Origin of the sequence: Citrobacter sp. Cpo012, from assembly GCF_030333015.1 — a bacterium.
Classification (GTDB): domain Bacteria; phylum Pseudomonadota; class Gammaproteobacteria; order Enterobacterales; family Enterobacteriaceae; genus Citrobacter; species Citrobacter portucalensis.
Genome location: NZ_JAOWGR010000037.1, coordinates 111,951 through 135,122, shown reverse-complemented (window position 1 = coordinate 135,122; position 23,172 = coordinate 111,951). Strand labels below are relative to the sequence as shown.

The window sequence follows — 23,172 nt, the reverse complement described above, 5'->3', positions numbered from 1 at the left end:
GGCCTCCTGCCTCTAGTGTAGACTGTTAATAGGCTGTTAAACACCAGCAAATAAAAGGGTTATATCTTAGCGAGCGAAATTATCTGCGCAGGAGGCACCGCAGGCCACAATCCTCCCTGCATGGCACTAAATCCCACAGGCAAGACGCGCTCCAGCATCTCTTGTGTATCAATTCCGCTAATGATTATTGACTCACAGCTGGGCGATAGTTGCGCCAGAATAGCCCGCATAAACGGTTCAAACGAAATATGTGCAATCCTTTGTTGAACAAAGTTTTTATCCAGCACGACGCGTTTGAACAGGCCGTCAAAAATTGCCCGGGTTGATATACCGCCAGAACCATAGTTTGTCAGGACTAATGGAAATCGCGCAGCAAGTGCGGCCAATATTGGATTATCTTTACCTTTGTTTAACTCCGGATAGCTTTCATTAATAGTCAGCTCCAGAAATGAAAATCGTTCAACTTGTGAAGCAAGTTCAGTATCTGATAATAAAGTATTAGCAACTGCTGGCGTTAAATTAATCCAGGCGGATACTTTTCGCTGAATAAAAAAATGTTGGCACGTTTCGATTAATTCTAGTTTTTCTACAAATAAACGACATTGTTCGTCGTCTGACATCCGAGGTAGGACCAGCTCGGTGGGTATACGCACATCCCCATGCGCACTGGCGAAACTGGTGATGATATCGACGAATTCAAGATCGCCTTTTTCGCTTCTCGCAGGAAGAAAAGAGAACTCAGAATGGTAAAGATTATCCAGTGAAACAATCATCGTGCCAGCCCCGCTGCATGGGTGTTATCCGGCATCCTGTAGCAAAGGATGGAGAAATACGTTACTGCTGATGCAAGTAGAGGCCCTTTCATTTTTCCCTTTTTAGCCGGTAAATCGAATCCTTTTTTTTAGCTTATCCTGATTATAAGCGAATATCCAGCTTTGCACTTTTTAATATCTCGGAATAAATCATATTTTTAGCAAGATACGCTCTTAATGTTCAGGGGTATTGTCTAACCAAAAGCAGAAATAAAAGTTAACTTTCAAATGGTGATGTTGAGGCTGCGCACTCGATGGCAGCCTCGGAGTTGCGGGGGATTAAATACGTCGTGCCTGCCAAAAGTTTTTACGCCAGTAAACGTTATCCAGAGACGAGCGCATCACGCCACGGCTGGTTGAAGCATGAATAAATTGATTATTGGTATCGTAAATACCAACATGCAGACCGCTTTCCCCAGACCCGGTTTTAAAGAAAACCAGATCGCCGGGCAGCAAATCGTCTTTATCAATTTCGGTACCAATCTTTGATTGCGTACGCGTATCGCGCGGAAGTTGCAGGTCGAATTTATCGCGCATCGTCATCAAAACAAATCCAGAACAATCCACCCCACTACGACTCATACCGCCATAACGATAGGGTGTGCCATGCCAGGTTTGTAGCTGATCATTAAGACCGGCGATAACGGCAATAGAATCCGACAAGCGGGCATTTGGCGCAGGCGCACGATGGCTGCTGCAGCCCGCCAAAAACAATGCTGTGATGAAAAGGAGCCAAAAGCGCATTCAGTACGAATCCTCTGAATTTTATTTTTATGCCAATTTAGCGTGGAAATTATATGATTTTCAAGAACCCATTTCACTTAAGTGGTTGATATGAGCATTCTGTGCCCTTCAATATCCAAACGTCGGAAGTTGACGCCATAGGCCGCAGACAGATTGGCCGGCGTCAGTACCGCATCTCGTGAACCACTGGCAAGCAGTTTCCCGCGTTTGAGTAGCCAGGCTTTATGCGCATGGCGTAAGGTGTGATTAAGGTCGTGGCTACTCATCACAATCGCTATGCCCTGCAAACAAAGCTGACTCAACAAGCGGTCCAGTGCGTTTTGTTGCGCGACATCCAGACTGTTCATCGGCTCATCCAGCAGTAAAAGCTGACCTAATGGATTCGCTTGTGGGCAAATCTGCAGGATAACCGCAGCCAGGCGCACACGCTGCCACTCACCGCCGGAGAGTTGGTTCACGCCGCGCCCCAGTTTATCTCCCAGGCCGAGCGCATCGGCGATCTCCTGTAACAGATCGGTGCGTGCTTTGTCGGGTTGATGCAGCGTCAGAAAATGCCAGACCGGCATGGCAAACGGCGGATTTTGCTGTTGCGCAAGATAGGCGCGATATTGCGCCAGCCTGGCGGCGGGCCATTCCTCCAACGGCATATCACCAAAAGTGATACTGCCTTCTCCGTTTGTCAGACCCGCCATACGCGCCAACAGCGTACTTTTTCCGGCACCGTTTGGTCCCACTAAATGCAAGATCTCTCCTGCTTTGATCTCACCAGAAAGCGGGCCGAGACGGGTCGATTCCGCGACGTCCTGTAGCTGCATCAATCGAGACATTAGTTTGCCAGCGCCTGCTTGATGGTTTGCACCAGGATGGGATCCTCAGGCGTCATATCCGGTGAGAATCGTTGCAGCACTTTTCCATCGCGACCCACTAAAAACTTCTCGAAATTCCACAGGATATCGTCCGGGTAGAGCGGCGCACGACCTTTGCTCGCCATTCGCTCGTAGAACCCACTATCCGCAGGCGCAACGGCCGTTGGCGCGGCATCAATCAGCTTCTGATACAGCGGATGGCGTCCCTCGCCGTTGACGTCAATTTTGCTGAACATCGGGAAAGTTACGCCCCATGTGGTACTGCAGTACGTTTTTATTTCCTCTTCGCTGCCCGGCTCCTGGCCCAGAAACTGATTGCAAGGGAAACCAAGAACGCTGAAGCCCTGTTGGTGCCAGGCTTTCTGCAGATTTTCCAGTTGCTCGTACTGCGGCGTCAGTCCACATTTTGAAGCAACGTTGACGATTAACAGCACATTCCCGGAATACGGCTGCAGTGAGGTAACCTCGCCGTCGATGGTCGTCACTTCTGTATCGAGGATAGTGTTTTGCATAGCATCTCCAGAACAACAGGTGGATTTTCAGTTTTTAATCATAGACCGAACCAACGCGTTCTAGCGCGCGGCTTTTAACAATAGCCAGATAAATACCGGTGCACCCATGGTGGCCGTTACCACGCCGATAGGTAACTCAGCCGAGGCCAGCACCAAACGCGCGACAACATCAGCAAACAATAATGCGATTGCGCCAGCCAACGCACAACCTGGCAGTAAAACACGGTGATCGGTGAGGCCGCACAGTCGCAAAATATGCGGGATCACAAGCCCAATAAAACCAATCGCCCCTGCCAGAGCCACGCTCACGCCAACCATCCAGCCTGTGGCAACCACCAGCAGGTTGCGCCAGAACCATAATGGCAGTCCCAACTGACGTGCAGAAGTCTCTCCTAACGCCAGCATATTCATCGGCTGCGACTGACAGCAGATCCACACCAGCACCGGAATCAACGCCACCATGAGCCAGGCCTGATGCCAGTCTACGCCACCGAAGCCCCCCATCATCCAGTACATCAGCTGTCGTAAGTCAAACGAGGTAGAGAAGTAGATAGCCCATGTCATCAGCGCGCTACAGATTATCCCCAGCGCCACCCCCGCCAGCAGCAGTCGGCTGGTAGACAGATGTCGACGAGCGAAACGTAGCAGAATAAGCGTGATAATCAGCGCTCCGGCAATGGCGCAAAGGCCCAACGCCCAGCCAGGGAGTTGCCCCTGCCCCAGCAGCACCGCCGCGATAAGCCCGACTCCCGCGCCGTTAGATACGCCCAGTAATCCAGGCTCTGCGAGCGGGTTTTCAAACAGAGCTTGCATCACTGCGCCAGATAAGGCCAATGCAGCGCCTACCAGCAAAACGGCAAGGGTACGGGGAAGTCGAATTTGCCAGACGAACAGATCGCCGCGGGCGCTGAACCAGTCGCCGGGAGCGATCCATTGTTCTCCTGCGCACAAGCTTAGAATCGTTGCCAGTAGCATCAGTACTGACAGTGACAGTATCCAGCGCACGTTTCGACGCTGTTGTTGATGGGCGAAAGTCAGCATGTTTTCCATTCTGCTGAAAAGAGATGGAGGTGATTCTACGGTGCTGATTCGGTAGTGAAAAGGAAAAAGGCCGCATAGCGGCCTTTTTAGTTATACGCGTCATACTCTGCGTATCGTTAAATCACTCTTCTTTGGGCGTTGCGTTTTCAACCCGGCTTTTTAACTTCTGTCCGGGTCTGAAGGTCACCACGCGCCGTGCTGTAATGGGAATATCTTCGCCCGTTTTCGGGTTACGGCCCGGACGTTGATTCTTATCACGCAGATCGAAGTTACCAAAACCAGAGAGTTTTACCTGCTCACCATTTTCCAGAGCACGACGGATCTCTTCGAAAAACAGCTCGACCAGTTCTTTGGCATCCCGCTTGCTAAGCCCAAGCTTATCAAACAGATATTCTGACATTTCAGCTTTTGTAAGCGCCATAGGTTCAATCCCTCAATGATGCCTGGAATCGCTCTTTTAATGCCTCTACACATTTGGCGACGGTAGCGGCAATCTCCTCTTCTTCAAGTGTACGGCTGGTATCCTGAAGGATCAGGCTGATAGCGAGGCTCTTATAGCCCTCCGCAACACCCTTACCGCGGTACACGTCAAATAAGTTTACGCCAACTACCTGATTTACGCCAACTTTCTTACACTCGGATAAAATATCCGCAGCGGGAACGTTTTCTGCCACAACGACTGCGATATCGCGACGGTTCGCTGGGAAGCGAGAAACTTCACGCGCCTGAGGCACCACGCGGTCTGCGAGCTTATTCCACTCCAGTTCAAACACCAGAGTGCGACCGTTCAGGTCCAGTTTACGTTCCAGTTCAGGATGAACAACCCCAATGAAACCAATACGTTCACCTTTCAGATAAATCGCCGCAGACTGACCCGGATGCAGTGCTGGATTCGCTTCAGCTTTGAACTGAATGTCCCCCAGTTTTCCGGTCAGGTCGAGAACTGCTTCCAGATCGCCTTTCAGATCATAGAAATCAACGGTCTCTTTTGCCAGATTCCAGTGTTCATCATGACGGTTACCGCAGATCACGCCAGCCAGCATCAGATCCTGACGGATCCCGAGGTTGGCCTGCGTATCTGGCACGAAACGTAAACCCGTTTCGAAAATACGTACGCGGTTCTGCTGACGATTCTGGTTATACACTACCGTAGACAGCAAGCCGGTCCACAGGGACAAACGCATTGCCGACATATCAATAGAGATTGGGCTTGGCAGCAGCAGTGCTTCTTCACCCGGGTGCAGCAGCGACTGGACTTTCGGGTCGACGAAGCTATAGGTAATGACTTCCTGGTAGCCTTTGTCATTCAGCATGGTTTTTACACGTTTCAGCGACAAATCCGCTTCACGATGCGTACCCATGATAAGACCCGACTGAATCGGCGTGTTCGGGATATTGTCATAACCGTATACGCGGGCGACTTCTTCGACCAGGTCTTCTTCGATTTCCATATCGAAACGCCAGCTTGGCGCGACCGCTTTCCACTCATCCTGCCCTTCCGTCACGTCACAACCCAGACGACGCAAAATGTCGCTCACCTGCTCATCGGCAATATGGTGTCCGATCAGACGATCCAGTTTGCTACGACGAAGCGTAATGGTTGCGCGTTTTGGCAGCGTGGCTTCGTTCGTCACATCAATGACTGGGCCCGCTTCACCGCCGCAGATATCAATCAGCAGGCGCGTTGCACGTTCCATGGCCTTATGTTGCAGCGCAGGATCGACACCACGTTCATAGCGGTGAGATGCATCGGTGTGCAGACCGTGACGGCGCGCGCGACCGGTAATAGACAGCGGGCTGAAGAATGCACATTCCAGCAGGACGTTTTGTGTTTCATCGTTCACACCGGAATGTTCGCCACCAAAGATGCCGCCCATCGCCAGCGCTTTGTTGTGGTCCGCAATCACCAGCGTATCTGCATTCAGCTTCGCTTCGCTGCCGTCCAGCAATACCAGGGTCTCACCCTCTTTTGCCATACGGACAACAATTCCGCCTTCAATGCGGTCTTTGTCGAATGCGTGCATCGGCTGGCCCAGTTCGAGCAGCACATAGTTAGTCACGTCAACCACGGCATCGATAGAACGAATACCGCAACGGCGCAGTTTTTCTTTCATCCACAGCGGGGTCGGCGCTTTAACATTGATGCCTTTCACCACGCGGCCCAGATAGCGTGGGCAGGCTTCCACGGCTTCAACCTGAATCGGCAGGACGTCGCTAATGGTCGCGGCTACTGGCGCGATTTCCGGCTCAACCAGCGGGGCTTTGTTCAGTACAGCAACATCACGCGCTACACCGATGATGCCTAAGCAGTCGGCGCGGTTCGGCGTGACGCTGATTTCGATGGTGTTGTCGTCAAGCTTCAGGTATTCACGGATATCGGTGCCAATTGGCGCATCGGCAGGCAGTTCGATAATCCCGTTATGATCGTCGGAAATACCCAGCTCGGAGAACGAGCACAGCATGCCTTCAGATGGTTCACCGCGCAGTTTCGCGGCTTTAATTTTGAAATCGCCCGGCAGAACGGCACCAACGGTTGCCACAGCCACTTTCAACCCCTGACGGCAGTTTGGCGCACCGCAGACGATATCCAGCAGGCGGTCGCCGCCTACATTCACTTTGGTGACGCGCAGTTTGTCAGCGTTCGGGTGCTGGCCACATTCAACCACTTCACCTACCACAACGCCATTGAACGCACCGGAAACAGGTTCCACACCGTCAACTTCAAGACCCGCCATCGTGATTTGGTTTGACAGCGCATCGCTATCAATCGCCGGATTTACCCATTCGCGTAACCACAGTTCACTGAATTTCATTGTTTTATCCTGCCTTTATTTAAACTGTTTGAGGAAACGCAGATCGTTTTCGAAGAAAGAACGCAGATCGGTAACGCCGTAACGCAGCATGGTCAGACGCTCCATACCCATACCGAATGCAAAGCCGGAATAGATTTCCGGATCGATGCCAACATTACGCAACACGTTCGGGTGAACCATCCCGCAGCCCAGCACTTCCAGCCATTTGCCGTTTTTGCCCATCACGTCAACTTCCGCAGATGGCTCCGTGAACGGGAAGTAGGAAGGACGAAAACGAACCTGCAGGTCTTCTTCAAAGAAGTTGCGCAGGAAATCGTGCAGCGTGCCTTTCAGGTTGGTGAAGTTGATGTTGGTATCAACAATCAGCCCTTCCATCTGGTGGAACATTGGTGTGTGTGTCTGATCGTAATCGTTACGATATACACGGCCCGGGGCGATAATACGGATCGGCGGCTGTTTTTCTTTCATGGTGCGGATCTGCACGCCGGAAGTCTGTGTGCGCAGCAGACGCGTCGCGTCAAACCAGAAAGTGTCGTGGTCAGCGCGCGCCGGGTGATGGCCAGGAATGTTGAGCGCATCGAAGTTATGATAGTCATCTTCGATTTCCGGACCGGTCGCCACGGTAAAGCCCAGCTCACCGAAGAAACTTTCAATCCTGTCGATTGTACGCGTCACCGGGTGCAGACCGCCGTTTTCGATACGACGCCCAGGAAGGGAAATATCGATCGTTTCTTCAGCCAGACGAGCATTCAGCGCAGCACTTTCTAATTCGGCCTTACGCGCGTTCAGCGCTTGCTGTACCTGCTCTTTGGCTTCGTTAATCACCGCACCTGCTGCCGGGCGCTCTTCTGGCGGCAGTTCGCGCAGGGTTGTCATCTGAAGGGTCAGGTGCCCTTTCTTGCCCAAATATTCGACGCGGACATTGTCTAACGCGGCAACATCTGAAGCCTGGTTAATGGCGGCCGTTGCACTGGCAACCAGCTCTGCGAGATGTGACATGGTTTTCCTCGTTATGTTGCGATATTCACTAGTCGCTCGTATATACGCAAAATCATTCAAGTTGTATCAACGCGGCCAAAGAGCGAATGCAGCCAATACAGAGACAACTTGAAGGATGACGCGTATAAAAAAAGCCTCCACCAGGGAGGCTTTTAGGCGCTGTTTTCCGTTTCTTCTTTCACGCGCAAGCCTCCTGAGTTCAGGTGCTAAAGTAAAAGAAGAAGCGGAAAATAGCAGCATTCATGCTTGCGTTACCTTGTGTGGTAAAAACCGGACAACCTTTATTGAAAAGGCTTACGGATAAATTGTCAACTAATTGATTGCACTACAAATAAAAGAGAGGGAGCCAGGCTCCCTCTTTTCACCGGCTTATGCCAGAGCTGCTTTCGCTTTTTCGACCAGAGCGGTGAACGCTACTTTGTCGAATACTGCGATGTCAGCCAGGATCTTACGGTCGATTTCAACAGAGGCTTTTTTCAGGCCGTTGATGAATTTGCTGTAAGAAATACCGTTCTGACGTGCTGCTGCGTTGATACGCGCAATCCACAGTTGACGGAACTGACGCTTTTTCTGACGACGGTCACGATAAGCGTACTGACCAGCTTTGATAACAGCCTGGAAGGCAACGCGGTATACGCGAGAACGCGCACCGTAGTAGCCTTTAGCTTGTTTCAAAATTTTCTTGTGACGTGCACGGGCAACTACACCACGTTTTACGCGAGCCATATGTGCTCTCCTGTATCTATATTCTTAGTAAAAAAATGAATTAAACGTTAACGGCTTATGCGTACGGCAGGCACGCGATAACCAGACCCAGATCGCCTTTAGACACGAGGCCTTTTGGACGCAGGTGACGTTTACGCTTAGTAGATTTTTTGGTCAGAATATGACGCAGGTTTGCGTGCTTACGCTTAAATCCACCACCACCGGTTTTTTTGAAACGCTTAGCAGCACCGCGTACGGTCTTAATTTTTGGCATTTTAATAACTTCCACTTCGCATTGTTAATAAACGAAACGTAGGCGAACAACGGCTGTGGAACCCGTAGGCTCCACAGACATTGCTACTTGAAGGCCTTACTGTTTCTTCTTAGGAGCGAGCACCATGATCATCTGGCGGCCTTCGATCTTCGTAGGGAAGGATTCGACTACTGCCAGTTCACTCAGATCGTCACGGACGCGGTTGAGCACTTCCATACCGATCTGTTGGTGGGCCATCTCTCGACCGCGAAAACGCAGCGTGATCTTAGCCTTATCGCCATCTTCCAGAAAGCGTACCAGGCTGCGGAGTTTTACCTGGTAATCGCCATCGTCGGTGCCAGGACGGAATTTAATTTCCTTAACCTGGATAACTTTTTGCTTTTTCTTCTGTTCCTTAGAAGACTTACTCTTTTCATAAAGGAACTTGCCGTAGTCCATAATACGACAAACTGGCGGTTCGGCGTTAGGGCTGATTTCAACTAAATCTACTCCAGCTTCTTCAGCTTTTTCGATCGCTTCTCTCAGACTCACAATACCCAAAGCTTCGCCTTCCAGACCTGTTAAGCGAACTTCCAGGGCGCGAATCTCGCCATTGATACGATTCGGACGTGCCGTTTGAACTCGTTTTCCGCCTTTAATACCTTATTCCTCCAGTTGTTGAAGACTGCGGCTGCGAATCTCTTGTTGCAGCTTCTCAATCACTTCATTTACGTCCAGGCTGCCCAAGTCTTTGCCACGACGGGTGCGCACGGCAACTTTGCCTGCTTCTACCTCTTTGTCGCCACAGACCAACATGTAAGGGACACGACGTAAAGTGTGCTCGCGGATTTTAAAGCCAATCTTCTCATTTCTCAAGTCTGCTTTTACACGAATACCCGCATTTTGTAGTTTCTGCGTTAATTCGTTAACGTATTCAGACTGAGAATCGGTGATGTTCATGACCACAACCTGAACCGGCGCGAGCCAGGTCGGGAAGAAGCCCGCGAACTCTTCGGTCAGGATACCGATGAAACGTTCCATCGACCCAAGAATTGCACGGTGAATCATAACCGGAACCTGACGCTCGTTGTTTTCGCCAACGTAAGAGGCGCTTAAACGGGACGGCAGGGAGAAGTCCAGCTGTACAGTACCGCACTGCCATGCACGATCGAGGCAGTCATACAGGGTAAATTCAATTTTCGGACCGTAGAACGCGCCCTCACCCAGTTGGAACTCAAACGGGATGTTGTTTTCTTCCAGCGCAACGGCCAGGTCAGCTTCAGCACGGTCCCACATTTCATCGCTACCGATACGTTTTTCGGGGCGAGTGGACAGTTTGACGACGATTTTCTCGAAGCCAAAGGTGCTGTACATATCGTAGACCATACGAATGCACGCGTTAACTTCATCACGAATCTGCTCTTCAGTACAGAAGATATGTGCATCATCTTGAGTGAAGCCACGAACACGCATCAGGCCATGCAGCGCACCTGACGGTTCATTACGGTGGCAGCTACCAAACTCAGCCATACGCAGCGGCAGATCGCGATAGGATTTCAGACCCTGATTAAAGATCTGCACGTGGCCTGGGCAGTTCATTGGCTTAATGCAGTATTCACGGTTCTCAGAAGAGGTGGTGAACATCGCATCTTTGTAGTTATCCCAGTGACCTGTTTTTTCCCACAGCACGCGGTCCATCATGAATGGGCCTTTCACTTCCTGATACTGGTATTCTTTCAGTTTTGAACGAACGAATACTTCCAGTTCACGGAAGATAGTCCAGCCATCGTTGTGCCAGAACACCATACCCGGTGCTTCTTCCTGCATATGATACAGGTCAAGCTGTTTACCGATTTTACGGTGATCGCGTTTGGCCGCTTCTTCCAGACGTTGCAGGTAGGCATTCAGGGCTTTTTTATCTGCCCATGCAGTACCATAAATACGCTGCAGCATCTTGTTATTGCTGTCGCCACGCCAGTATGCCCCTGCGGTCTTCATCAGTTTGAAGTGATGGCAGAAGCGCATGTTCGGCACGTGCGGGCCACGGCACATATCGACATATTCTTCATGATGGTACAAGCCAGGCTTGTCATCATGGGCAATGTTTTCATCAAGAATGGAGACTTTATAGGTCTCGCCACGCTTCACGAAGGTTTCACGCGCTTCGTACCAGCTGACTTTCTTCTTAATGACATCGTAGTTTTTCTCAGCGAGCTCGTGCATCCGCTTCTCGAGCGCGTCGACGTCTTCCTGGGTTAACGTACGGTCAAGATCGATATCGTAGTAAAAACCGTTATCAACAACCGGTCCGATCGCCATTTTGGTGTGCGGCCAGAGTTGTTTGATCGCGTGCCCTAACAGGTGCGCACAGGAGTGACGAATGATCTCCAGACCTTCTTCATCCTTCGCGGTGATGATGGAGAGTTTCGCATCATGCTCAATCAGATCGGAAGCATCTACCAGCTCACCGTCAACACGGCCAGCAATAGTGGCTTTCGCCAGACCTGGACCGATGTCCAGCGCAACATCCATGGGGCTTACAGCGTGGTCGTAATGGCGTTGGCTGCCATCAGGAAGAGTAATAACAGGCATGTTATATCCTTATTTGCAGTGGTGACCCACACGTAAGATCACATACAAAGATTCAATATTTAAAATTATCAAAAAGGTGTGGGCTGATTCCCGCTTCACTCTGCGAAATATGTCACTGGTTGCCTTAAAGACCACACTGGACCTACACCCGCTTTTTGATAACACCGTTTGACAGTGTACACGGCATTACGGGTCGATCAAAGCAACAATCAACGCGCGCTCTATGATGTAAATCAATTCACTGACACCCAACCGTCTTTGTTACACTTGCACAAAGTCATCTAACCTGAGCAGGAAAAAAACAATGCCCACAAATCGCTTTGCGAAGAAACACTGGAAGATGGTTGTGATTCTGCTCGTTATTTGTGCGGCCATGTTGATGCTGCGCTGGGCTGCGATGATCTGGGGCTAAATGACGCTCACCCACTGTTCCGGTTTCGTTTATTTATCGATTAATCGAATTCGTCTGAAAATAGCGCGTTATGGCCAGGTAAAAAAGTAAAACGCAAATTAAATATTAAATTAACTTAACTTTAATTTAGGAAAGCCAGGTCATTTATTTGACCCGGCTTGTCACTACATCCTATAGCCGAGGGAAACTGTCGTACGGCGATCGGTATGCTCCGGCGCTGTTGCCGGCGGTTCAGAGTTCCAGGTCACGTTGTAAGCCACCTTTAACCCAAAGTGCTCGTTGATGGCAACGTTCAGGGCAGTTTCAGAGTTGAGCGTGGTATCGTCAGCGCCGAATACCGACACACCCTGAGTAAACTTGGTATTGTCCGTCATCTGCCATGCATAGGCCCCGGACGCATAGCCCAACGGCTGTGTTTCGGTGGTGCCATCCGTGTGCTCGTCATAGCGCACGCCAGGACCGAATTCGAAACGGAAGCTGTGCACAGGTCCGTTGAGGAACTGACGACCATAACCCGCTGTCAGCACGTCACGCTCGCGGTAGCCGTTGTAGCGGTCGGTCAACCAGCTTGCCTGTCCAAAGAGATAGTCATAGTCGGTCATGTTGTAACGACTACGGCCACCTACGGCATATTTCTCCGATGAACGCTCATCATTTGAGGAGGTATTGCTGGCATTTCCCCACAGAGACCATGCGGTCGTTTGGCCGTACCAGGTCATGGTGGTATCTGCGGTTAAAGAAGAACTTTTTGTGTTGCCTGACTGGGCGAGATATCCCGCGTTCAGGTTACCTTCAAAGGGTTTTTTCGCGCTGGAAGGGTCATCCATGACAGTAAAAACGGAATCATCGGCTACAGCATGCATTGACGCAAGCAGGCCTCCCGTCAGCAGTAATGCTGCGGGCACTGTCTTCAAAAGCTTCATTTATTAAGAGTCCGTACAACAAAAAAAGAGACCATAACGGTCTCGGAAACTTTCATATGGATCAATGACAAAAGACCCTTGAAAGGTAACAAATTATAAAAAGACTCGAATAACATAGCAATAAATTATTATTTCATTTTTTGAATAAGAGCGTTCCTAAACCTTTATTTTATTTATATATCTTTATGACGATAATTTTAAATAAAGATATGAAAAATCATGTTGTTAATTACTTCACTTTCGGGAGGTTAAGTGCCAGACTGAGTTCAGCCTAACAGGAGGTAAAGATGGTACGTATCTATACGTTAACACTTGCGCCCTCTCTCGATAGCGCAACAATCACCCCGCAAATTTACCCGGAAGGTAAGCTTCGTTGTACCTCGCCGGTTTTTGAACCCGGCGGCGGCGGTATCAACGTCGCTCGCGCAATTGCCCATCTTGGCGGAACCGCAACAGCGATTTTCCCCGCGGGGGGAGCAACCGGAGAGCATCTTGTTGCATTGCTCGCCGACGAAAATGTTCCCGTATCTACCGTCGAAGCCAAAGACTGGACCCGACAAAATCTTCATGTCCACGTGGAGTCCAGCGGCGAACAATATCGTTTTGTCATGCCAGGCGCTGCGCTGACCGATGAAGAGTTCTATCAACTTCAGGATCAGGTGCTGGAAATTGAGTCTGGTGCGCTGCTGGTCATCAGCGGCAGTTTGCCGCCCGGCGTACAGCTTGAGAAGTTGACCCAACTCATTACCACCGCACAAAAACAGGGGATCCGCTGTATTGTCGACAGTTCAGGCGAAGCACTGACGGCGGCGTTAGCCATCGGCAATATCGAACTGGTCAAACCCAACCTCAAAGAACTGAGTGCGCTGGTAAACCGTGAACTCACTCAACCCGATGATGTGCGCAAGGCCGCGCAGGAAATCGTACAGAGTAGGAAAGCGCACCGCGTTGTGGTCTCGCTTGGGCCGCAAGGGGCGCTGGGCGTAGATCGCGATACCTGCGTTCAGGTGGTTCCGCCACCGGTGAAAAGTCAAAGTACCGTAGGCGCGGGCGACAGTATGGTCGGGGCTATGACGCTTAAGCTGGCTGAGAACGCGTCTTTTGAGGATATTGTCCGTTACGGTGTTGCCGCGGGCAGCGCAGCAACGCTGAATCAGGGTACTCGCCTGTGCTCTTTGGACGACACGCAAAAAATATATTCGTATCTCGCTCAGTAATGACACCGTCCCTCTTTTGAAGAAAAAGGGGGATTCTCGCGTAAAACTGTCAGCATGGGTATTATGCGACTATGATAAAAAATCACGTGATTACAAAGAAGTGAATCATGTGCAGTCAGACGTCTCCACAACGGTGCGAGGTGAAGAAGAGCGACAAACATTAAGTGCCTTTCCAGCGATGACGCGTCCGTGGTGTGCGTCAGTTCGTGTTTTTTAACCGCATTCTTGCGCTAACCTTATGATCTGGCAGACAACATGGGGAGAGACATCATGTGGCAGGCTATCAGTCGTCTTTTAAGCGAGCAATTAGGTGAAGGCGAAATCGAACTGCGTAATGAACTGCCCGGCGGAGAGATCCACGCCGCATGGCATTTACGCTATGCGGGGCGAGATTTTTTCGTCAAATGCGATGAAAGAGAGCTGTTAACCGGCTTTACGGCAGAAGCCGATCAGCTGGAGCTACTTTCCCGCAGTCAAACTGTATCTGTACCGAAAGTCTGGGCAGTAGGCGCAGACAGAGATTACAGCTTTCTGGTGATGGATTTCCTCCCTCCCCGTCCGCTTGATGCGCATAACGCGTTTATCCTCGGTCAACAGCTTGCGCATTTGCACGAATGGAGCGACCAGCCTCAGTTTGGTCTCGACTTCGATAACGCGCTCTCTACCACGCCGCAGCCAAATACCTGGCAACGTCGCTGGTCAACCTTTTTCGCCGAGCAGCGTATAGGCTGGCAGCTGGAACTCGCCGCTGAAAAAGGCATTGCGTTTGGCAATATTGACGCCATCGTCGAACACGTTCAGCAACGTCTCTCTTCTCATCAGCCGCAGCCGTCTCTCCTGCACGGTGATTTGTGGTCCGGGAACTGCGCCCTCGGTCCTAACGGTCCGTACATCTTTGACCCTGCCTGCTACTGGGGGGACAGAGAGTGTGACCTGGCAATGCTGCCGTTACATACCGATCAGCCGCCGCAAATTTATGACGGTTACCAGTCTGTCTCGCCACTGCCGCTGGACTTTCTCGACAGGCAGCCAATCTACCAGCTCTATACGCTGCTGAATCGGGCAATTCTGTTCGGGGGACAGCATTTGGTTGTGGCGCAGAAAGCACTGGATAGATTACTGGCGGCTTAACGACGTACCGCGTTGCTTATCAGGCCTGCCGTTTCGCAACGTGGCAGGCCCGATAGTTCGGCACTTACAAAAAGCCCAGCAATGAGAAGAAGAAGTAGCCGATCACGATAACGATCACCGGCAGAATATAAAGCGGGAAAATTTGTAAGAAGATCGTATGGTGCGGTACCACAATTCGCGACTCCAGTTGCTCGCGGGATAATCCTTCACTGCCCTTTGCCTGTTCCAGAATTAGCTGATCTTCTACGCCTTCGCGTAAGAAACGCGCCTGACGGCTCATTCTGGCGCCTGAGTCCTGCAACGCCAGGCCGATAAAAATCAGAATGAATATCAGCCAAAAAACGAGATTCAGTCCACTTTGAAAATCGGGCGTTGGCGAGTTATACCAGAACACGTTAAGAAAAGGTGTGTTCACCCGCATCATGTCGATCATCACATGGGCAAAATCGAGCATGACCGCGTTAATCCCTTCCTGCTTTTCGCTGTGCGCGTACATAAACTTCAGTACTGAAACCAGCGTTGAAATCAGCGCGGGAATGAAAACCACCCATCCCACCAGCCTTTTCAAGATGGCAATGCGTCCAGCTTGTTGATACGTCATGAGTTCCCCTTGATTAAGACGTGTCATTTTGGCCTAAGTTTACCCGTTGATTACCGTTTTCGCCTGATCTTTAAAGGCGGTATACTTCTGAATTAGCCATAATGAACGCTCAGAGTCCGTCCAGGCTGGCTCTAATCCCTTTTATCACCGTAAAGGAGAGGTTGTAATGTCAACCCCGCGTCAAATTCTTGCTGCAATTTTCGATATGGATGGGTTACTGGTCGATTCTGAACCGCTTTGGGATCAGGCTGAACTGGATGTGATAGCAAGTTTAGGCGTTGATATCTCCCGCCGCCATGAACTTCCCGATACCCTTGGCTTACGCATCGACATGGTGGTTGATTTGTGGTTTGCGCAGCAACCCTGGAACGGCCCCTCACGTCAGGAAGTCACCGAGCGCATCATTACCCGGGCCATTGCGTTGGTTGAAGAGACAAAACCGCTGCTGCCAGGCGTTCGTGAAGCTGTGGCACTGTGCAAATCTCAGGGAATCAAAGTAGGACTGGCATCCGCCTCGCCGCTACATATGCTGGAAAAAGTGCTGACCATGTTTGATCTGCGCGATGACTTCGACGCGCTGGCTTCTGCAGAAAAACTGCCTTACAGCAAACCGCACCCACAGGTTTACCTCGATTGTGCGGCAAAACTGGGCATTGACCCGTTAAACTGCGTAGCACTGGAAGACTCAGTGAACGGCATGATTGCCTCGAAAGCTGCCCGTATGCGTTCCATCGTCGTACCAGCGCATGAGAATCAGGACGATCCTCGCTTCGTGCTTGCCGACGTCAAACTAACCTCGCTCACCGAACTCACAGCCGCTCATCTGCGCGGCTAATCCTGTAACGGGCAATGATCGTATTGCCCGTCTTTTCAGAATTTCTATTTTAAAACGCCGTTTCATTTTTAATTGTATTTCTGTTTAACCTCTCCTATCCTTGCCCTATAGCGCAAGCGTTAATGACATAAATAGTTGAGGTAAACATGATTCAGGAAGCTTTTCGTCTCGAGGGTAAAGTCGCCATCGTCACTGGATGTGACACCGGCCTCGGGCAGGGTATGGCAGTGGCGCTGGCTGAAGCGGGCTGCGATGTAGTCGGCGTGAATCGTAAAATACCGCATGAAACCGCAGAGAAAATTAACGCCTTCGGTCGACGCTTTATGGCCATTCAGGCCGACCTCAGTCAACAAGATGCTCTCACCAGCATCGTGACACAAACGGTATCGGCGTTTGGCCGGGTCGATATTCTGGTCAACAATGCAGGAACTATACGCCGTCAGGATGCACTGGACTTCAGTGAAAAAGATTGGGATGACGTGATGAATCTGAATCTAAAATCCGTTTTCTTTCTGTCGCAGGCCGTGGCGCGCCAGTTTCTGGCTCAGGGCAATGGCGGAAAAATCATTAACATTGCCTCGATGCTCTCTTTTCAGGGGGGTATCCGTGTACCTTCCTATACCGCATCAAAAAGCGGCGTTCTGGGCATCACTCGCCTGCTCGCCAATGAATGGGCGGCCAAAGGAATTAATGTCAACGCCATCGCGCCCGGCTATATGGCGACCAACAACACCCAGCAACTGCGCGCAGACAGCGAGCGCAATCAGGAGATTATCGATCGTATTCCCGCCGGACGCTGGGGAACGCCGGATGATCTAAAAGGCCCGGTTGTTTTCCTTGCAAGTCCCGCCTCTGACTATATTCATGGTTATACGCTGGCGGTGGATGGCGGTTGGCTGGCGCGGTAAAGGCGCACTTGTGACAAAGGGTTACAACGTCACCTCTTCCGCCTACTGTATAAAACCCCTATACTGTATGAATCGACAGTTTATTGGGTTTTATCATGACGGCGGAAGGCCACCTTCTTTTTTCTATTGCCTGTGCGGTATTTGCCAAGAATGCCGAGCTAACGCCCGTTCTTGCGCAGGGTGACTGGTGGCATATTGTTCCTTCAGCCATTTTAACGTGCCTGCTGCCGGATATCGATCATCCCAAATCTCTGCTGGGGCAGCGTCTGAAGTGGATATCAAAACCCATTGCCCGGGCATTTGGTCATCGCGGGTTTACACATAGCCTGCTGGCGGTTTTTGCCCTGCTGGCCACGTTCTACCTGAAAGTCCCGGATACCTGGATAATACCTGCCGATGCCTTACAAGGTATGGTACTCGGCTATCTTAGTCACATTCTGGCCGACATGCTGACCCCAGCAGGCGTTCCCCTGCTTTGGCCCTGCCGCTGGCGTTTTCGTCTGCCCATCCTCGTGCCGCAAAAAGGCAATCAACTGGAGCGTTTTTTGTGCATGGCACTGTTCGCGTGGGCAATCTGGATGCCGCAAACCGTACAAGAGAACAGCGCGGTACGCTGGTCTTCGCAGATGATTAATACGCTACAAATGCAGTTCAATCGTTTCATAACGCATCAGATTGACTAATAAATCAGCCAAAAAATCATTTTAGGTATAAACAATTCCATTTGAATATAAGAGGCAAGTCACAGTTCTGCTAATCTTGCGCCAACAGAATCACCTTTAAACGGTGATACGCATAATAAGATCAGGAGAACGGGGATGAACTTTCCATTAATCGCGAACATTATCGTGTTCGTAGTGCTGCTGTTCGTGCTGGCGCAAGCCCGTCACAAACAGTGGAGTCTGGCCAAAAAAGTACTGGTCGGTCTGGTCATGGGTGTCGTGTTCGGCCTTGCCCTGCACACCATTTATGGCTCCGACAGCCAGGTTCTTAAAGATTCAGTACAGTGGTTCAACATTGTCGGTAACGGCTATGTCCAACTGCTGCAGATGATTGTTATGCCGCTGGTATTTGCGTCTATTCTCAGCGCCGTTGCTCGTCTGCATAACGCCTCTCAGTTAGGTAAAATCAGCTTCCTGACCATCGGAACGCTGCTGTTTACCACGCTGATTGCCGCGCTGGTAGGGGTTCTGGTGACCAACCTGTTCGGCCTGACCGCCGAAGGTCTGGTGCAAGGTGGTGCCGAAACCGCCCGTCTGAACGCGATTGAAACCAACTATGTTGGCAAAGTGGCTGACCTCAGCGTTCCGCAACTGGTGCTGTCGTTTATTCCGAAAAACCCGTTTGCCGATCTGACTGGCGCGAACCCGACGTCGATTATCAGCGTGGTTATCTTCGCCGCATTCCTGGGTGTAGCCGCGCTGAAACTGCTGAAAGATGATGCACCAAAAGGCGAGCGCGTTCTGGTCGCTATCGATACCCTGCAAAGCTGGGTGATGAAACTGGTTCGTCTGGTGATGCAGTTGACGCCGTATGGTGTTCTGGCGCTGATGACCAAAGTGGTTGCGGGTTCCAACCTGCAGGACATCATCAAGCTGGGTAGCTTCGTCGTGGCCTCTTATCTCGGTCTGGGCATTATGTTCGTGGTACACGGGATCCTGCTGGGTGTGAACGGCGTTAGCCCATTAAAATACTTCCGCAAGGTATGGCCAGTGCTGACGTTCGCCTTCACCAGCCGTTCCAGCGCAGCCTCAATTCCGCTGAACGTTGAAGCGCAGACCCGTCGTCTGGGCGTGCCTGAATCCATCGCCTCATTTGCCGCCTCGTTTGGTGCCACGATTGGTCAGAACGGTTGTGCGGGCCTGTACCCGGCAATGCTGGCAGTAATGGTTGCACCGACCGTCGGTATCAACCCACTGGACCCAATGTGGATTGCCACGCTGGTTGGTATCGTGACCGTGAGCTCCGCAGGGGTTGCGGGTGTGGGTGGCGGTGCAACATTTGCCGCGCTGATCGTCCTGCCCGCTATGGGTCTGCCGGTCACGCTGGTTGCGCTGCTGATCTCCGTTGAGCCGCTGATCGATATGGGGCGTACCGCGCTGAACGTAAGCGGTTCCATGACTGCCGGTACGCTGACCAGCCAATGGCTCAAGCAGACTGATAAAACGATTCTGGACAGCGACGATAACGCCGAACTGGCGCATCGCTAAGTCTGTCAGCTAAAAAACAAAAAACCGCCGGAGTGTCATGCTCCTGCGGTTTTTTTATATCCATTAATCGCTTAGTTCATTTTCCTGGCGAATCTGATTAGCCCAGCGCTGTGCTGATTCCGGGACCGTAAATGCAGGCGAACGTTGAAACGCCTCCCCCATTAAGACAAAAGCGACATATTTTCCGCGTAGTATCCATACGTCACGAAACGCATCCATTTTAATCGCATGCTCTGGTGGCGCGGGCTCCACGCGAGGAACATAGCTGATAACCGGACGATTTTGTTGGCGAAGAGGTTTCATAATCAGTTGCTTCACTAAAGACAAATTCTAAAAATCAGAAAACCGCTATCTTAGCCGATTTTGCCACTGGGCGGTGCAAAAACAGCGTATTCATGAAGGGAATGACTATATCGGGGATCGCAGACGGGTTGCAGGTGCTATTTGTGCCACAAGCAAAAAAATGCGGCGCACGATTGCGCCGCAAACTCAGGAATTACACGTTCAGAAAACTGCCAAGACGATAACCGCGCTCCGCAATTGCATATTTCAGTGACGAAGACGTCAGCACGTCGAGCTCAGTTAAGCGGGGGTAACAGTAGGCACTTTGACGAATAATGTCATCGATAAAGGCCGGATGACACATCACTTCCAGCGAAGACTCTCCCCGGTCGGCTGACGCATCCAGCGTCTGTAAAAACAGAGCCTCGGAAATCGCTTCGCCGTAAAACTCGCTGCTGAATCCCTGGGAGGTACGTAACGTTTCCGGAAAATCAGACGCCTGAAACACCGTCTGACGATCGATACGCAATGCAATCCCATTCTGGGCAGCAAACCCGGCTACGATAGGGAAAATTTGCGGGAACATATGCACATGGTGATGGCTATCCAGATGCGTCGGCTCCCGCCCGAACAGGTCAATAAAACGCTGATACTGCGCGGCTAGTTCCTGAGATATTTCACCCAGCGGCAAAGTGTCCTCCTCTGCCATCTGCCAGATCCATTTCCCCAGTAATCCGTCACGGGTAAGGCCCGGCATTGCCGTCAACGGCCTACCCAGCGTCAGAACAAAATGCATCCCGACGGCAAGTGCAGGTATGTCGCGACTCAGTTGTACCGCATGGTCAATCGCCGCACCGTTAACCAGTGCTGTTGTCGAGGTAACAACGCCATTACGACAGGCTTCAACAATGCCGTAGTTTTGTCCTTTACTCAGGCCAAAATCATCCGCATTCACAATCAGTACGCGTTCCATAGCCGACCTCAGTTAGTGTTGTTCGCTTTTGAGTTTCTCAATGCACCCGGCGAAGTTTGGCAACCACTTTTCATGCGCCAGGATTAGCTCACGCGCCAGAATCTCGGCATCGCTGTCAGAATGCACCAGCGGACTCAGGTTTAACGCCAGCAGCACATCATTCAGCTCGCCGCTCAATGCCGCATTGCTCGCCGCAACCTCAAAGCCTTTGATGGTGTAGATAAGGCCGAGCACTTTCTCATCAAAATGGGTAATACGTGGGTGCGGCGTAGCACCGTTACGTCCGAGCGTGCAGGTCATCTCAACCGCCCAGTCCGCAGGAATGTTATCAACATGTCCATGATGTGGAATGTTGACGTAGTGCTCGGTCTGTTTGTCGTTGTAGATGGCGTTGATCACTTCACAGGCCGCATCGGAGTAATACGCGCCTCCGCGCTGCTCCAGCTCTTTCGGCTTAACGTTTAGCTCAGGATTTTTGTAGAGATCAAACAGTTGTTTTTCTACTTTTTGTACTACCTGGGCACGTGCGCCGCCCTTATAGTACTCGCCCATTTCGATCGCCAGCATCTCTTTTGGCTTGAAGTAGTACAGCAAATACGAGCACGGCAGCAGCTTCAGCGAACGAATCAACCCTTCGCTGAACGGCAGGTCGAAAATGTTCTTCACGGTGGAAGCTTTCAGTTGTCCAGAAGCCACGCCGTCCAGCAGTTCATCAAAGCGTGATGTACCGTTCACCAGCACGTCTTTAATAAAGACCATGTGGTTCAGACCGAACAGATCGATGGATAAATCATCGCTCTCTTTCAGCGCCAGCACATCGCTAATGAACATTTTCATGCCGACAGGAATATTACACACACCGATGAATTTCTTGAAATTCGTGTGGCGATAGACCGCTTCTGTCACCATCCCTGCCGGGTTAGTAAAGTTAATCACCCAGGCATTCGGGCACAGTTCTTCCACATCTTTAATAATGTCAAAGATAACCGGAATGGTACGCAGACCTTTGAACAGCCCGCCCGCACCGTTGGTTTCCTGTCCCAGATAACCATGGCTCAGCGGAATGCGTTCATCCTTCTCACGGGCTTTCAGTTGCCCTACGCGCAGTTGGGTGGTAACGAAATCAGCATCTTTCAGTGCTTCACGGCGGTCCAGCGTTTTAAACAACTTCATCGGTACGCCGGCTTTGTCGATCATGCGCTGGCAAAGGTCAAAAATAATGTCCAGCTTCTCTTTTCCACCGTCGACATCAACCAGCCACAACTCAGAAACCGGTAATTCATGATAGCGCTTAATAAAGCCTTCAAGTAATTCAGGGGTGTAGCTGCTCCCGCCACCGATAGTGACGACTTTTAATTTCTGGCTCATACTTTCTCCCTTCAGTGTAAAAACACTGACGTGTATTATGCTCAACCCGTTTGTCAGGTATAGCGTGGCTGTCCCGACGCTATTTTGGGCAAGCTATAAAAAATGGGTTATTAGCAAATAATATCTACTGATTAAATTCAGTTAATTTCTTACGGTAGCTATTCGGTGTAAACGACGTCAGCTTTTTAAACGTTTTAATAAACAGGCTTGGACTACTGTAGCCAGACTCGTAAGCAATATCCGTTACAGAATAGTTCGTCATTTCCAGCTGTTTTTTAGCAAAGTTAATGCGGATTTCATTAATAATCTGCATCGGCGTTTTGCTGTAATAACGCTGGGTAGCGCGGGTCAGATACTCCTGGGATTTCGCGGACAGGTGTACCATATTTTCCAGCGCATTCTCGCTAAACTGCCGTTTGTCGTGCATGGTCTCGACGGTGGTTTTAAGCCACTGCGGAATATCATCCAGCACCTGCTCTTCGCGATGATGGCGTAACCGATTAATAATATAGAAGGTGACCACTTCTACAAATTCATCCAGCCCGCTCTCACGAAAGTTCAGTGATGCAATAACCGTTTCAATGTAGGTAAGAAACGAGTTATTCGCCCGGTAGACCTGCGATGCAACGAAACAAAATGGCAGCAGCGGGTGATAGTGCTGTTCAAAAAAACGTTTACTGATGCCGACGTTAAGGATCCTTGTCGCACCAAAATCATAAAAACTCTGGTGGTGCGATCCCAACGGGATAAAGACAAAGTCTCCACGCTCGAGCAGTACGCGTTTACCGTTGATTTCCTGATAATAGCGCCCGGTTAAAACCAGGGTAAACTCATAGTAGTCATGCTGATGCAGCCCGCTGATGCTCTCAGTTTTGTTATAGATGAACACATGGAAATTTTTGCCATTAAACAGCTGCTGTTCATAAACGGTTTTGATTTCCGGTGCGTTAATCTGTAGCTGCATTATGCACTCCT

Annotated in this window: 26 protein-coding genes and 1 other annotated feature; of the genes, 7 read left to right on the top strand and 19 right to left on the bottom strand. The window is 50.7% G+C overall.

What is annotated here, in order from left to right; genetic code table 11:
* Positions 1 to 59: 59 nt before the first annotated feature.
* The 13 genes from OGX90_RS10545 to thrS all read right to left on the bottom strand — a co-directional run bounded on the left by OGX90_RS10545 (position 60) and on the right by thrS (position 11,337).
* Positions 60 to 773 (bottom strand): EAL domain-containing protein, encoded by a 714-nt coding sequence (locus OGX90_RS10545; RefSeq protein ID WP_063941497.1) that lies wholly within the window; start codon positions 771 to 773, stop codon positions 60 to 62.
* Between the two features lie 318 nt (positions 774 to 1,091).
* Complete coding sequence (locus OGX90_RS10540; RefSeq protein WP_003832591.1) at positions 1,092 to 1,556, bottom strand: NlpC/P60 family protein; 465 nt, start codon at positions 1,554 to 1,556, stop codon at positions 1,092 to 1,094.
* Between the two features lie 77 nt (positions 1,557 to 1,633).
* Positions 1,634 to 2,383: a vitamin B12 ABC transporter ATP-binding protein BtuD gene (gene btuD, locus OGX90_RS10535; protein WP_008784579.1), complete on the bottom strand. Its 750-nt coding sequence runs from the start codon at positions 2,381 to 2,383 to the stop codon at positions 1,634 to 1,636.
* Positions 2,383 to 2,934 carry a glutathione peroxidase gene (locus tag OGX90_RS10530; RefSeq protein WP_003832585.1) on the bottom strand — a complete coding sequence of 184 codons (552 nt, stop codon included), beginning with the start codon at positions 2,932 to 2,934 and terminating at the stop codon, positions 2,383 to 2,385. Before OGX90_RS10530 ends, btuD begins: the two co-directional genes overlap by 1 nt.
* A gap of 60 nt (positions 2,935 to 2,994) precedes the next feature.
* Positions 2,995 to 3,975, bottom strand: a complete 981-nt coding sequence (gene btuC / locus OGX90_RS10525) for a vitamin B12 ABC transporter permease BtuC (protein ID WP_003832584.1) — start codon at positions 3,973 to 3,975, stop codon at positions 2,995 to 2,997.
* Positions 3,976 to 4,096: 121 nt separating this feature from the next.
* Positions 4,097 to 4,396: an integration host factor subunit alpha gene (gene ihfA / locus OGX90_RS10520; protein WP_003030571.1), complete on the bottom strand. Its 300-nt coding sequence runs from the start codon at positions 4,394 to 4,396 to the stop codon at positions 4,097 to 4,099.
* A gap of 4 nt (positions 4,397 to 4,400) precedes the next feature.
* A complete protein-coding gene (gene pheT / locus OGX90_RS10515; protein WP_286623753.1) occupies positions 4,401 to 6,788 on the bottom strand; it encodes a phenylalanine--tRNA ligase subunit beta in 2,388 nt (795 codons plus the stop codon).
* A gap of 15 nt (positions 6,789 to 6,803) precedes the next feature.
* A complete protein-coding gene (pheS, locus tag OGX90_RS10510; RefSeq protein WP_003832580.1) occupies positions 6,804 to 7,787 on the bottom strand; it encodes a phenylalanine--tRNA ligase subunit alpha in 984 nt (327 codons plus the stop codon).
* A gap of 124 nt (positions 7,788 to 7,911) precedes the next feature.
* Positions 7,912 to 8,036, bottom strand: a sequence feature (Phe leader region).
* Positions 7,987 to 8,031 (bottom strand): pheST operon leader peptide PheM, encoded by a 45-nt coding sequence (gene pheM, locus OGX90_RS10505; protein WP_001386830.1) that lies wholly within the window; start codon positions 8,029 to 8,031, stop codon positions 7,987 to 7,989. It overlaps the preceding feature by 45 nt.
* Before the next feature lie 120 nt (positions 8,037 to 8,156).
* Entirely contained in the window at positions 8,157 to 8,513 is a 357-nt protein-coding gene (gene rplT / locus OGX90_RS10500) for a 50S ribosomal protein L20 (RefSeq protein ID WP_003030578.1), read from the bottom strand.
* A gap of 55 nt (positions 8,514 to 8,568) precedes the next feature.
* Positions 8,569 to 8,766 carry a 50S ribosomal protein L35 gene (rpmI, locus tag OGX90_RS10495; protein ID WP_003030583.1) on the bottom strand — a complete coding sequence of 66 codons (198 nt, stop codon included), beginning with the start codon at positions 8,764 to 8,766 and terminating at the stop codon, positions 8,569 to 8,571.
* Positions 8,767 to 8,862: 96 nt separating this feature from the next.
* Positions 8,863 to 9,405 carry a translation initiation factor IF-3 gene (infC, locus tag OGX90_RS10490; RefSeq protein ID WP_048997935.1) on the bottom strand — a complete coding sequence of 181 codons (543 nt, stop codon included), beginning with the start codon at positions 9,403 to 9,405 and terminating at the stop codon, positions 8,863 to 8,865.
* A gap of 3 nt (positions 9,406 to 9,408) precedes the next feature.
* On the bottom strand, positions 9,409 to 11,337 hold the full coding sequence (gene thrS, locus OGX90_RS10485) for a threonine--tRNA ligase (RefSeq protein ID WP_003832572.1): 1,929 nt from the start codon (positions 11,335 to 11,337) through the stop codon (positions 9,409 to 9,411).
* Positions 11,338 to 11,641: 304 nt separating this feature from the next.
* Between thrS and yniD the strand changes: the two genes are divergently transcribed.
* The gene (gene yniD, locus OGX90_RS10480) at positions 11,642 to 11,749 is read left to right on the top strand and encodes a small membrane protein YniD (protein ID WP_003030590.1); all 108 of its coding nucleotides are present in this window, start codon (positions 11,642 to 11,644) and stop codon (positions 11,747 to 11,749) included.
* A gap of 164 nt (positions 11,750 to 11,913) precedes the next feature.
* Here yniD and OGX90_RS10475 read toward each other — a convergent pair whose 3' ends face one another.
* Positions 11,914 to 12,672 carry a DUF481 domain-containing protein gene (locus tag OGX90_RS10475; protein WP_003832568.1) on the bottom strand — a complete coding sequence of 253 codons (759 nt, stop codon included), beginning with the start codon at positions 12,670 to 12,672 and terminating at the stop codon, positions 11,914 to 11,916.
* Positions 12,673 to 12,959: 287 nt separating this feature from the next.
* On the opposite strand from OGX90_RS10475, the gene pfkB reads away from it, so the two are divergent.
* Together pfkB and OGX90_RS10465 are read left to right on the top strand one after the other, a co-directional pair.
* Positions 12,960 to 13,889: a 6-phosphofructokinase II gene (pfkB, locus tag OGX90_RS10470; protein WP_234692329.1), complete on the top strand. Its 930-nt coding sequence runs from the start codon at positions 12,960 to 12,962 to the stop codon at positions 13,887 to 13,889.
* Between the two features lie 270 nt (positions 13,890 to 14,159).
* Positions 14,160 to 15,020 carry a fructosamine kinase family protein gene (locus tag OGX90_RS10465; RefSeq protein WP_003030598.1) on the top strand — a complete coding sequence of 287 codons (861 nt, stop codon included), beginning with the start codon at positions 14,160 to 14,162 and terminating at the stop codon, positions 15,018 to 15,020.
* Between the two features lie 64 nt (positions 15,021 to 15,084).
* On the opposite strand, the gene OGX90_RS10460 is transcribed toward OGX90_RS10465, so the two are convergent.
* Positions 15,085 to 15,621, bottom strand: coding sequence for a YniB family protein (locus tag OGX90_RS10460; RefSeq protein ID WP_008784573.1), 537 nt, complete (start codon positions 15,619 to 15,621; stop codon positions 15,085 to 15,087).
* 166 nt (positions 15,622 to 15,787) lie between these two features.
* Here OGX90_RS10460 and hxpB point away from each other — a divergent pair, with 166 nt between their 5' ends.
* The 4 genes from hxpB to tcyP all read left to right on the top strand — a co-directional run bounded on the left by hxpB (position 15,788) and on the right by tcyP (position 19,574).
* Positions 15,788 to 16,456, top strand: coding sequence for a hexitol phosphatase HxpB (hxpB, locus tag OGX90_RS10455; protein ID WP_003832561.1), 669 nt, complete (start codon positions 15,788 to 15,790; stop codon positions 16,454 to 16,456).
* Positions 16,457 to 16,602: 146 nt separating this feature from the next.
* The gene (kduD, locus tag OGX90_RS10450) at positions 16,603 to 17,364 is read left to right on the top strand and encodes a 2-dehydro-3-deoxy-D-gluconate 5-dehydrogenase KduD (protein ID WP_204191768.1); all 762 of its coding nucleotides are present in this window, start codon (positions 16,603 to 16,605) and stop codon (positions 17,362 to 17,364) included.
* Between the two features lie 83 nt (positions 17,365 to 17,447).
* Positions 17,448 to 18,047: a metal-dependent hydrolase gene (locus tag OGX90_RS10445; RefSeq protein ID WP_008784570.1), complete on the top strand. Its 600-nt coding sequence runs from the start codon at positions 17,448 to 17,450 to the stop codon at positions 18,045 to 18,047.
* A 135-nt stretch (positions 18,048 to 18,182) separates the two neighbouring features.
* Positions 18,183 to 19,574: a cystine/sulfocysteine:cation symporter gene (tcyP, locus tag OGX90_RS10440; RefSeq protein WP_006684833.1), complete on the top strand. Its 1,392-nt coding sequence runs from the start codon at positions 18,183 to 18,185 to the stop codon at positions 19,572 to 19,574.
* A 63-nt stretch (positions 19,575 to 19,637) separates the two neighbouring features.
* On the opposite strand, the gene cedA is transcribed toward tcyP, so the two are convergent.
* The 4 genes from cedA to chbR all read right to left on the bottom strand — a co-directional run bounded on the left by cedA (position 19,638) and on the right by chbR (position 23,164).
* The gene (gene cedA, locus OGX90_RS10435; RefSeq protein ID WP_071992542.1) at positions 19,638 to 19,901 is read right to left on the bottom strand and encodes a cell division activator CedA; all 264 of its coding nucleotides are present in this window, start codon (positions 19,899 to 19,901) and stop codon (positions 19,638 to 19,640) included.
* Between the two features lie 169 nt (positions 19,902 to 20,070).
* The gene (chbG, locus tag OGX90_RS10430) at positions 20,071 to 20,829 is read right to left on the bottom strand and encodes a chitin disaccharide deacetylase (RefSeq protein WP_286623750.1); all 759 of its coding nucleotides are present in this window, start codon (positions 20,827 to 20,829) and stop codon (positions 20,071 to 20,073) included.
* 12 nt (positions 20,830 to 20,841) lie between these two features.
* Positions 20,842 to 22,197: a 6-phospho-beta-glucosidase gene (locus OGX90_RS10425; protein WP_032943151.1), complete on the bottom strand. Its 1,356-nt coding sequence runs from the start codon at positions 22,195 to 22,197 to the stop codon at positions 20,842 to 20,844.
* A 124-nt stretch (positions 22,198 to 22,321) separates the two neighbouring features.
* Positions 22,322 to 23,164 carry a transcriptional regulator ChbR gene (gene chbR, locus OGX90_RS10420; protein ID WP_085951046.1) on the bottom strand — a complete coding sequence of 281 codons (843 nt, stop codon included), beginning with the start codon at positions 23,162 to 23,164 and terminating at the stop codon, positions 22,322 to 22,324.
* Between the last annotated feature and the right edge of the window lie 8 nt (positions 23,165 to 23,172).

Excerpts from the sequence above, each read along its gene's own strand:
- tcyP (WP_006684833.1), top strand. The coding sequence starts at position 18,183 with ATGAACTTTCCATTAATCGCGAACATTATCGTGTTCGTAGTGCTGCTG.
- OGX90_RS10460 (WP_008784573.1), bottom strand. The coding sequence starts at position 15,621 with ATGACGTATCAACAAGCTGGACGCATTGCCATCTTGAAAAGGCTGGTG.
- chbG (WP_286623750.1), bottom strand. The coding sequence starts at position 20,829 with ATGGAACGCGTACTGATTGTGAATGCGGATGATTTTGGCCTGAGTAAA.
- btuC (WP_003832584.1), bottom strand. The coding sequence starts at position 3,975 with ATGCTGACTTTCGCCCATCAACAACAGCGTCGAAACGTGCGCTGGATA.
- rplT (WP_003030578.1), bottom strand. The coding sequence starts at position 8,513 with ATGGCTCGCGTAAAACGTGGTGTAGTTGCCCGTGCACGTCACAAGAAA.
- OGX90_RS10425 (WP_032943151.1), bottom strand. The coding sequence starts at position 22,197 with ATGAGCCAGAAATTAAAAGTCGTCACTATCGGTGGCGGGAGCAGCTAC.
- OGX90_RS10540 (WP_003832591.1), bottom strand. The coding sequence starts at position 1,556 with ATGCGCTTTTGGCTCCTTTTCATCACAGCATTGTTTTTGGCGGGCTGC.
- ihfA (WP_003030571.1), bottom strand. The coding sequence starts at position 4,396 with ATGGCGCTTACAAAAGCTGAAATGTCAGAATATCTGTTTGATAAGCTT.
- pheT (WP_286623753.1), bottom strand. The coding sequence starts at position 6,788 with ATGAAATTCAGTGAACTGTGGTTACGCGAATGGGTAAATCCGGCGATT.
- yniD (WP_003030590.1), top strand. The coding sequence starts at position 11,642 with ATGCCCACAAATCGCTTTGCGAAGAAACACTGGAAGATGGTTGTGATT.
- rpmI (WP_003030583.1), bottom strand. The coding sequence starts at position 8,766 with ATGCCAAAAATTAAGACCGTACGCGGTGCTGCTAAGCGTTTCAAAAAA.
- hxpB (WP_003832561.1), top strand. The coding sequence starts at position 15,788 with ATGTCAACCCCGCGTCAAATTCTTGCTGCAATTTTCGATATGGATGGG.
- OGX90_RS10545 (WP_063941497.1), bottom strand. The coding sequence starts at position 773 with ATGATTGTTTCACTGGATAATCTTTACCATTCTGAGTTCTCTTTTCTT.
- OGX90_RS10465 (WP_003030598.1), top strand. The coding sequence starts at position 14,160 with ATGTGGCAGGCTATCAGTCGTCTTTTAAGCGAGCAATTAGGTGAAGGC.
- btuD (WP_008784579.1), bottom strand. The coding sequence starts at position 2,383 with ATGTCTCGATTGATGCAGCTACAGGACGTCGCGGAATCGACCCGTCTC.
- kduD (WP_204191768.1), top strand. The coding sequence starts at position 16,603 with ATGATTCAGGAAGCTTTTCGTCTCGAGGGTAAAGTCGCCATCGTCACT.
- thrS (WP_003832572.1), bottom strand. The coding sequence starts at position 11,337 with ATGCCTGTTATTACTCTTCCTGATGGCAGCCAACGCCATTACGACCAC.
- OGX90_RS10475 (WP_003832568.1), bottom strand. The coding sequence starts at position 12,672 with ATGAAGCTTTTGAAGACAGTGCCCGCAGCATTACTGCTGACGGGAGGC.
- pheS (WP_003832580.1), bottom strand. The coding sequence starts at position 7,787 with ATGTCACATCTCGCAGAGCTGGTTGCCAGTGCAACGGCCGCCATTAAC.
- OGX90_RS10530 (WP_003832585.1), bottom strand. The coding sequence starts at position 2,934 with ATGCAAAACACTATCCTCGATACAGAAGTGACGACCATCGACGGCGAG.
- pfkB (WP_234692329.1), top strand. The coding sequence starts at position 12,960 with ATGGTACGTATCTATACGTTAACACTTGCGCCCTCTCTCGATAGCGCA.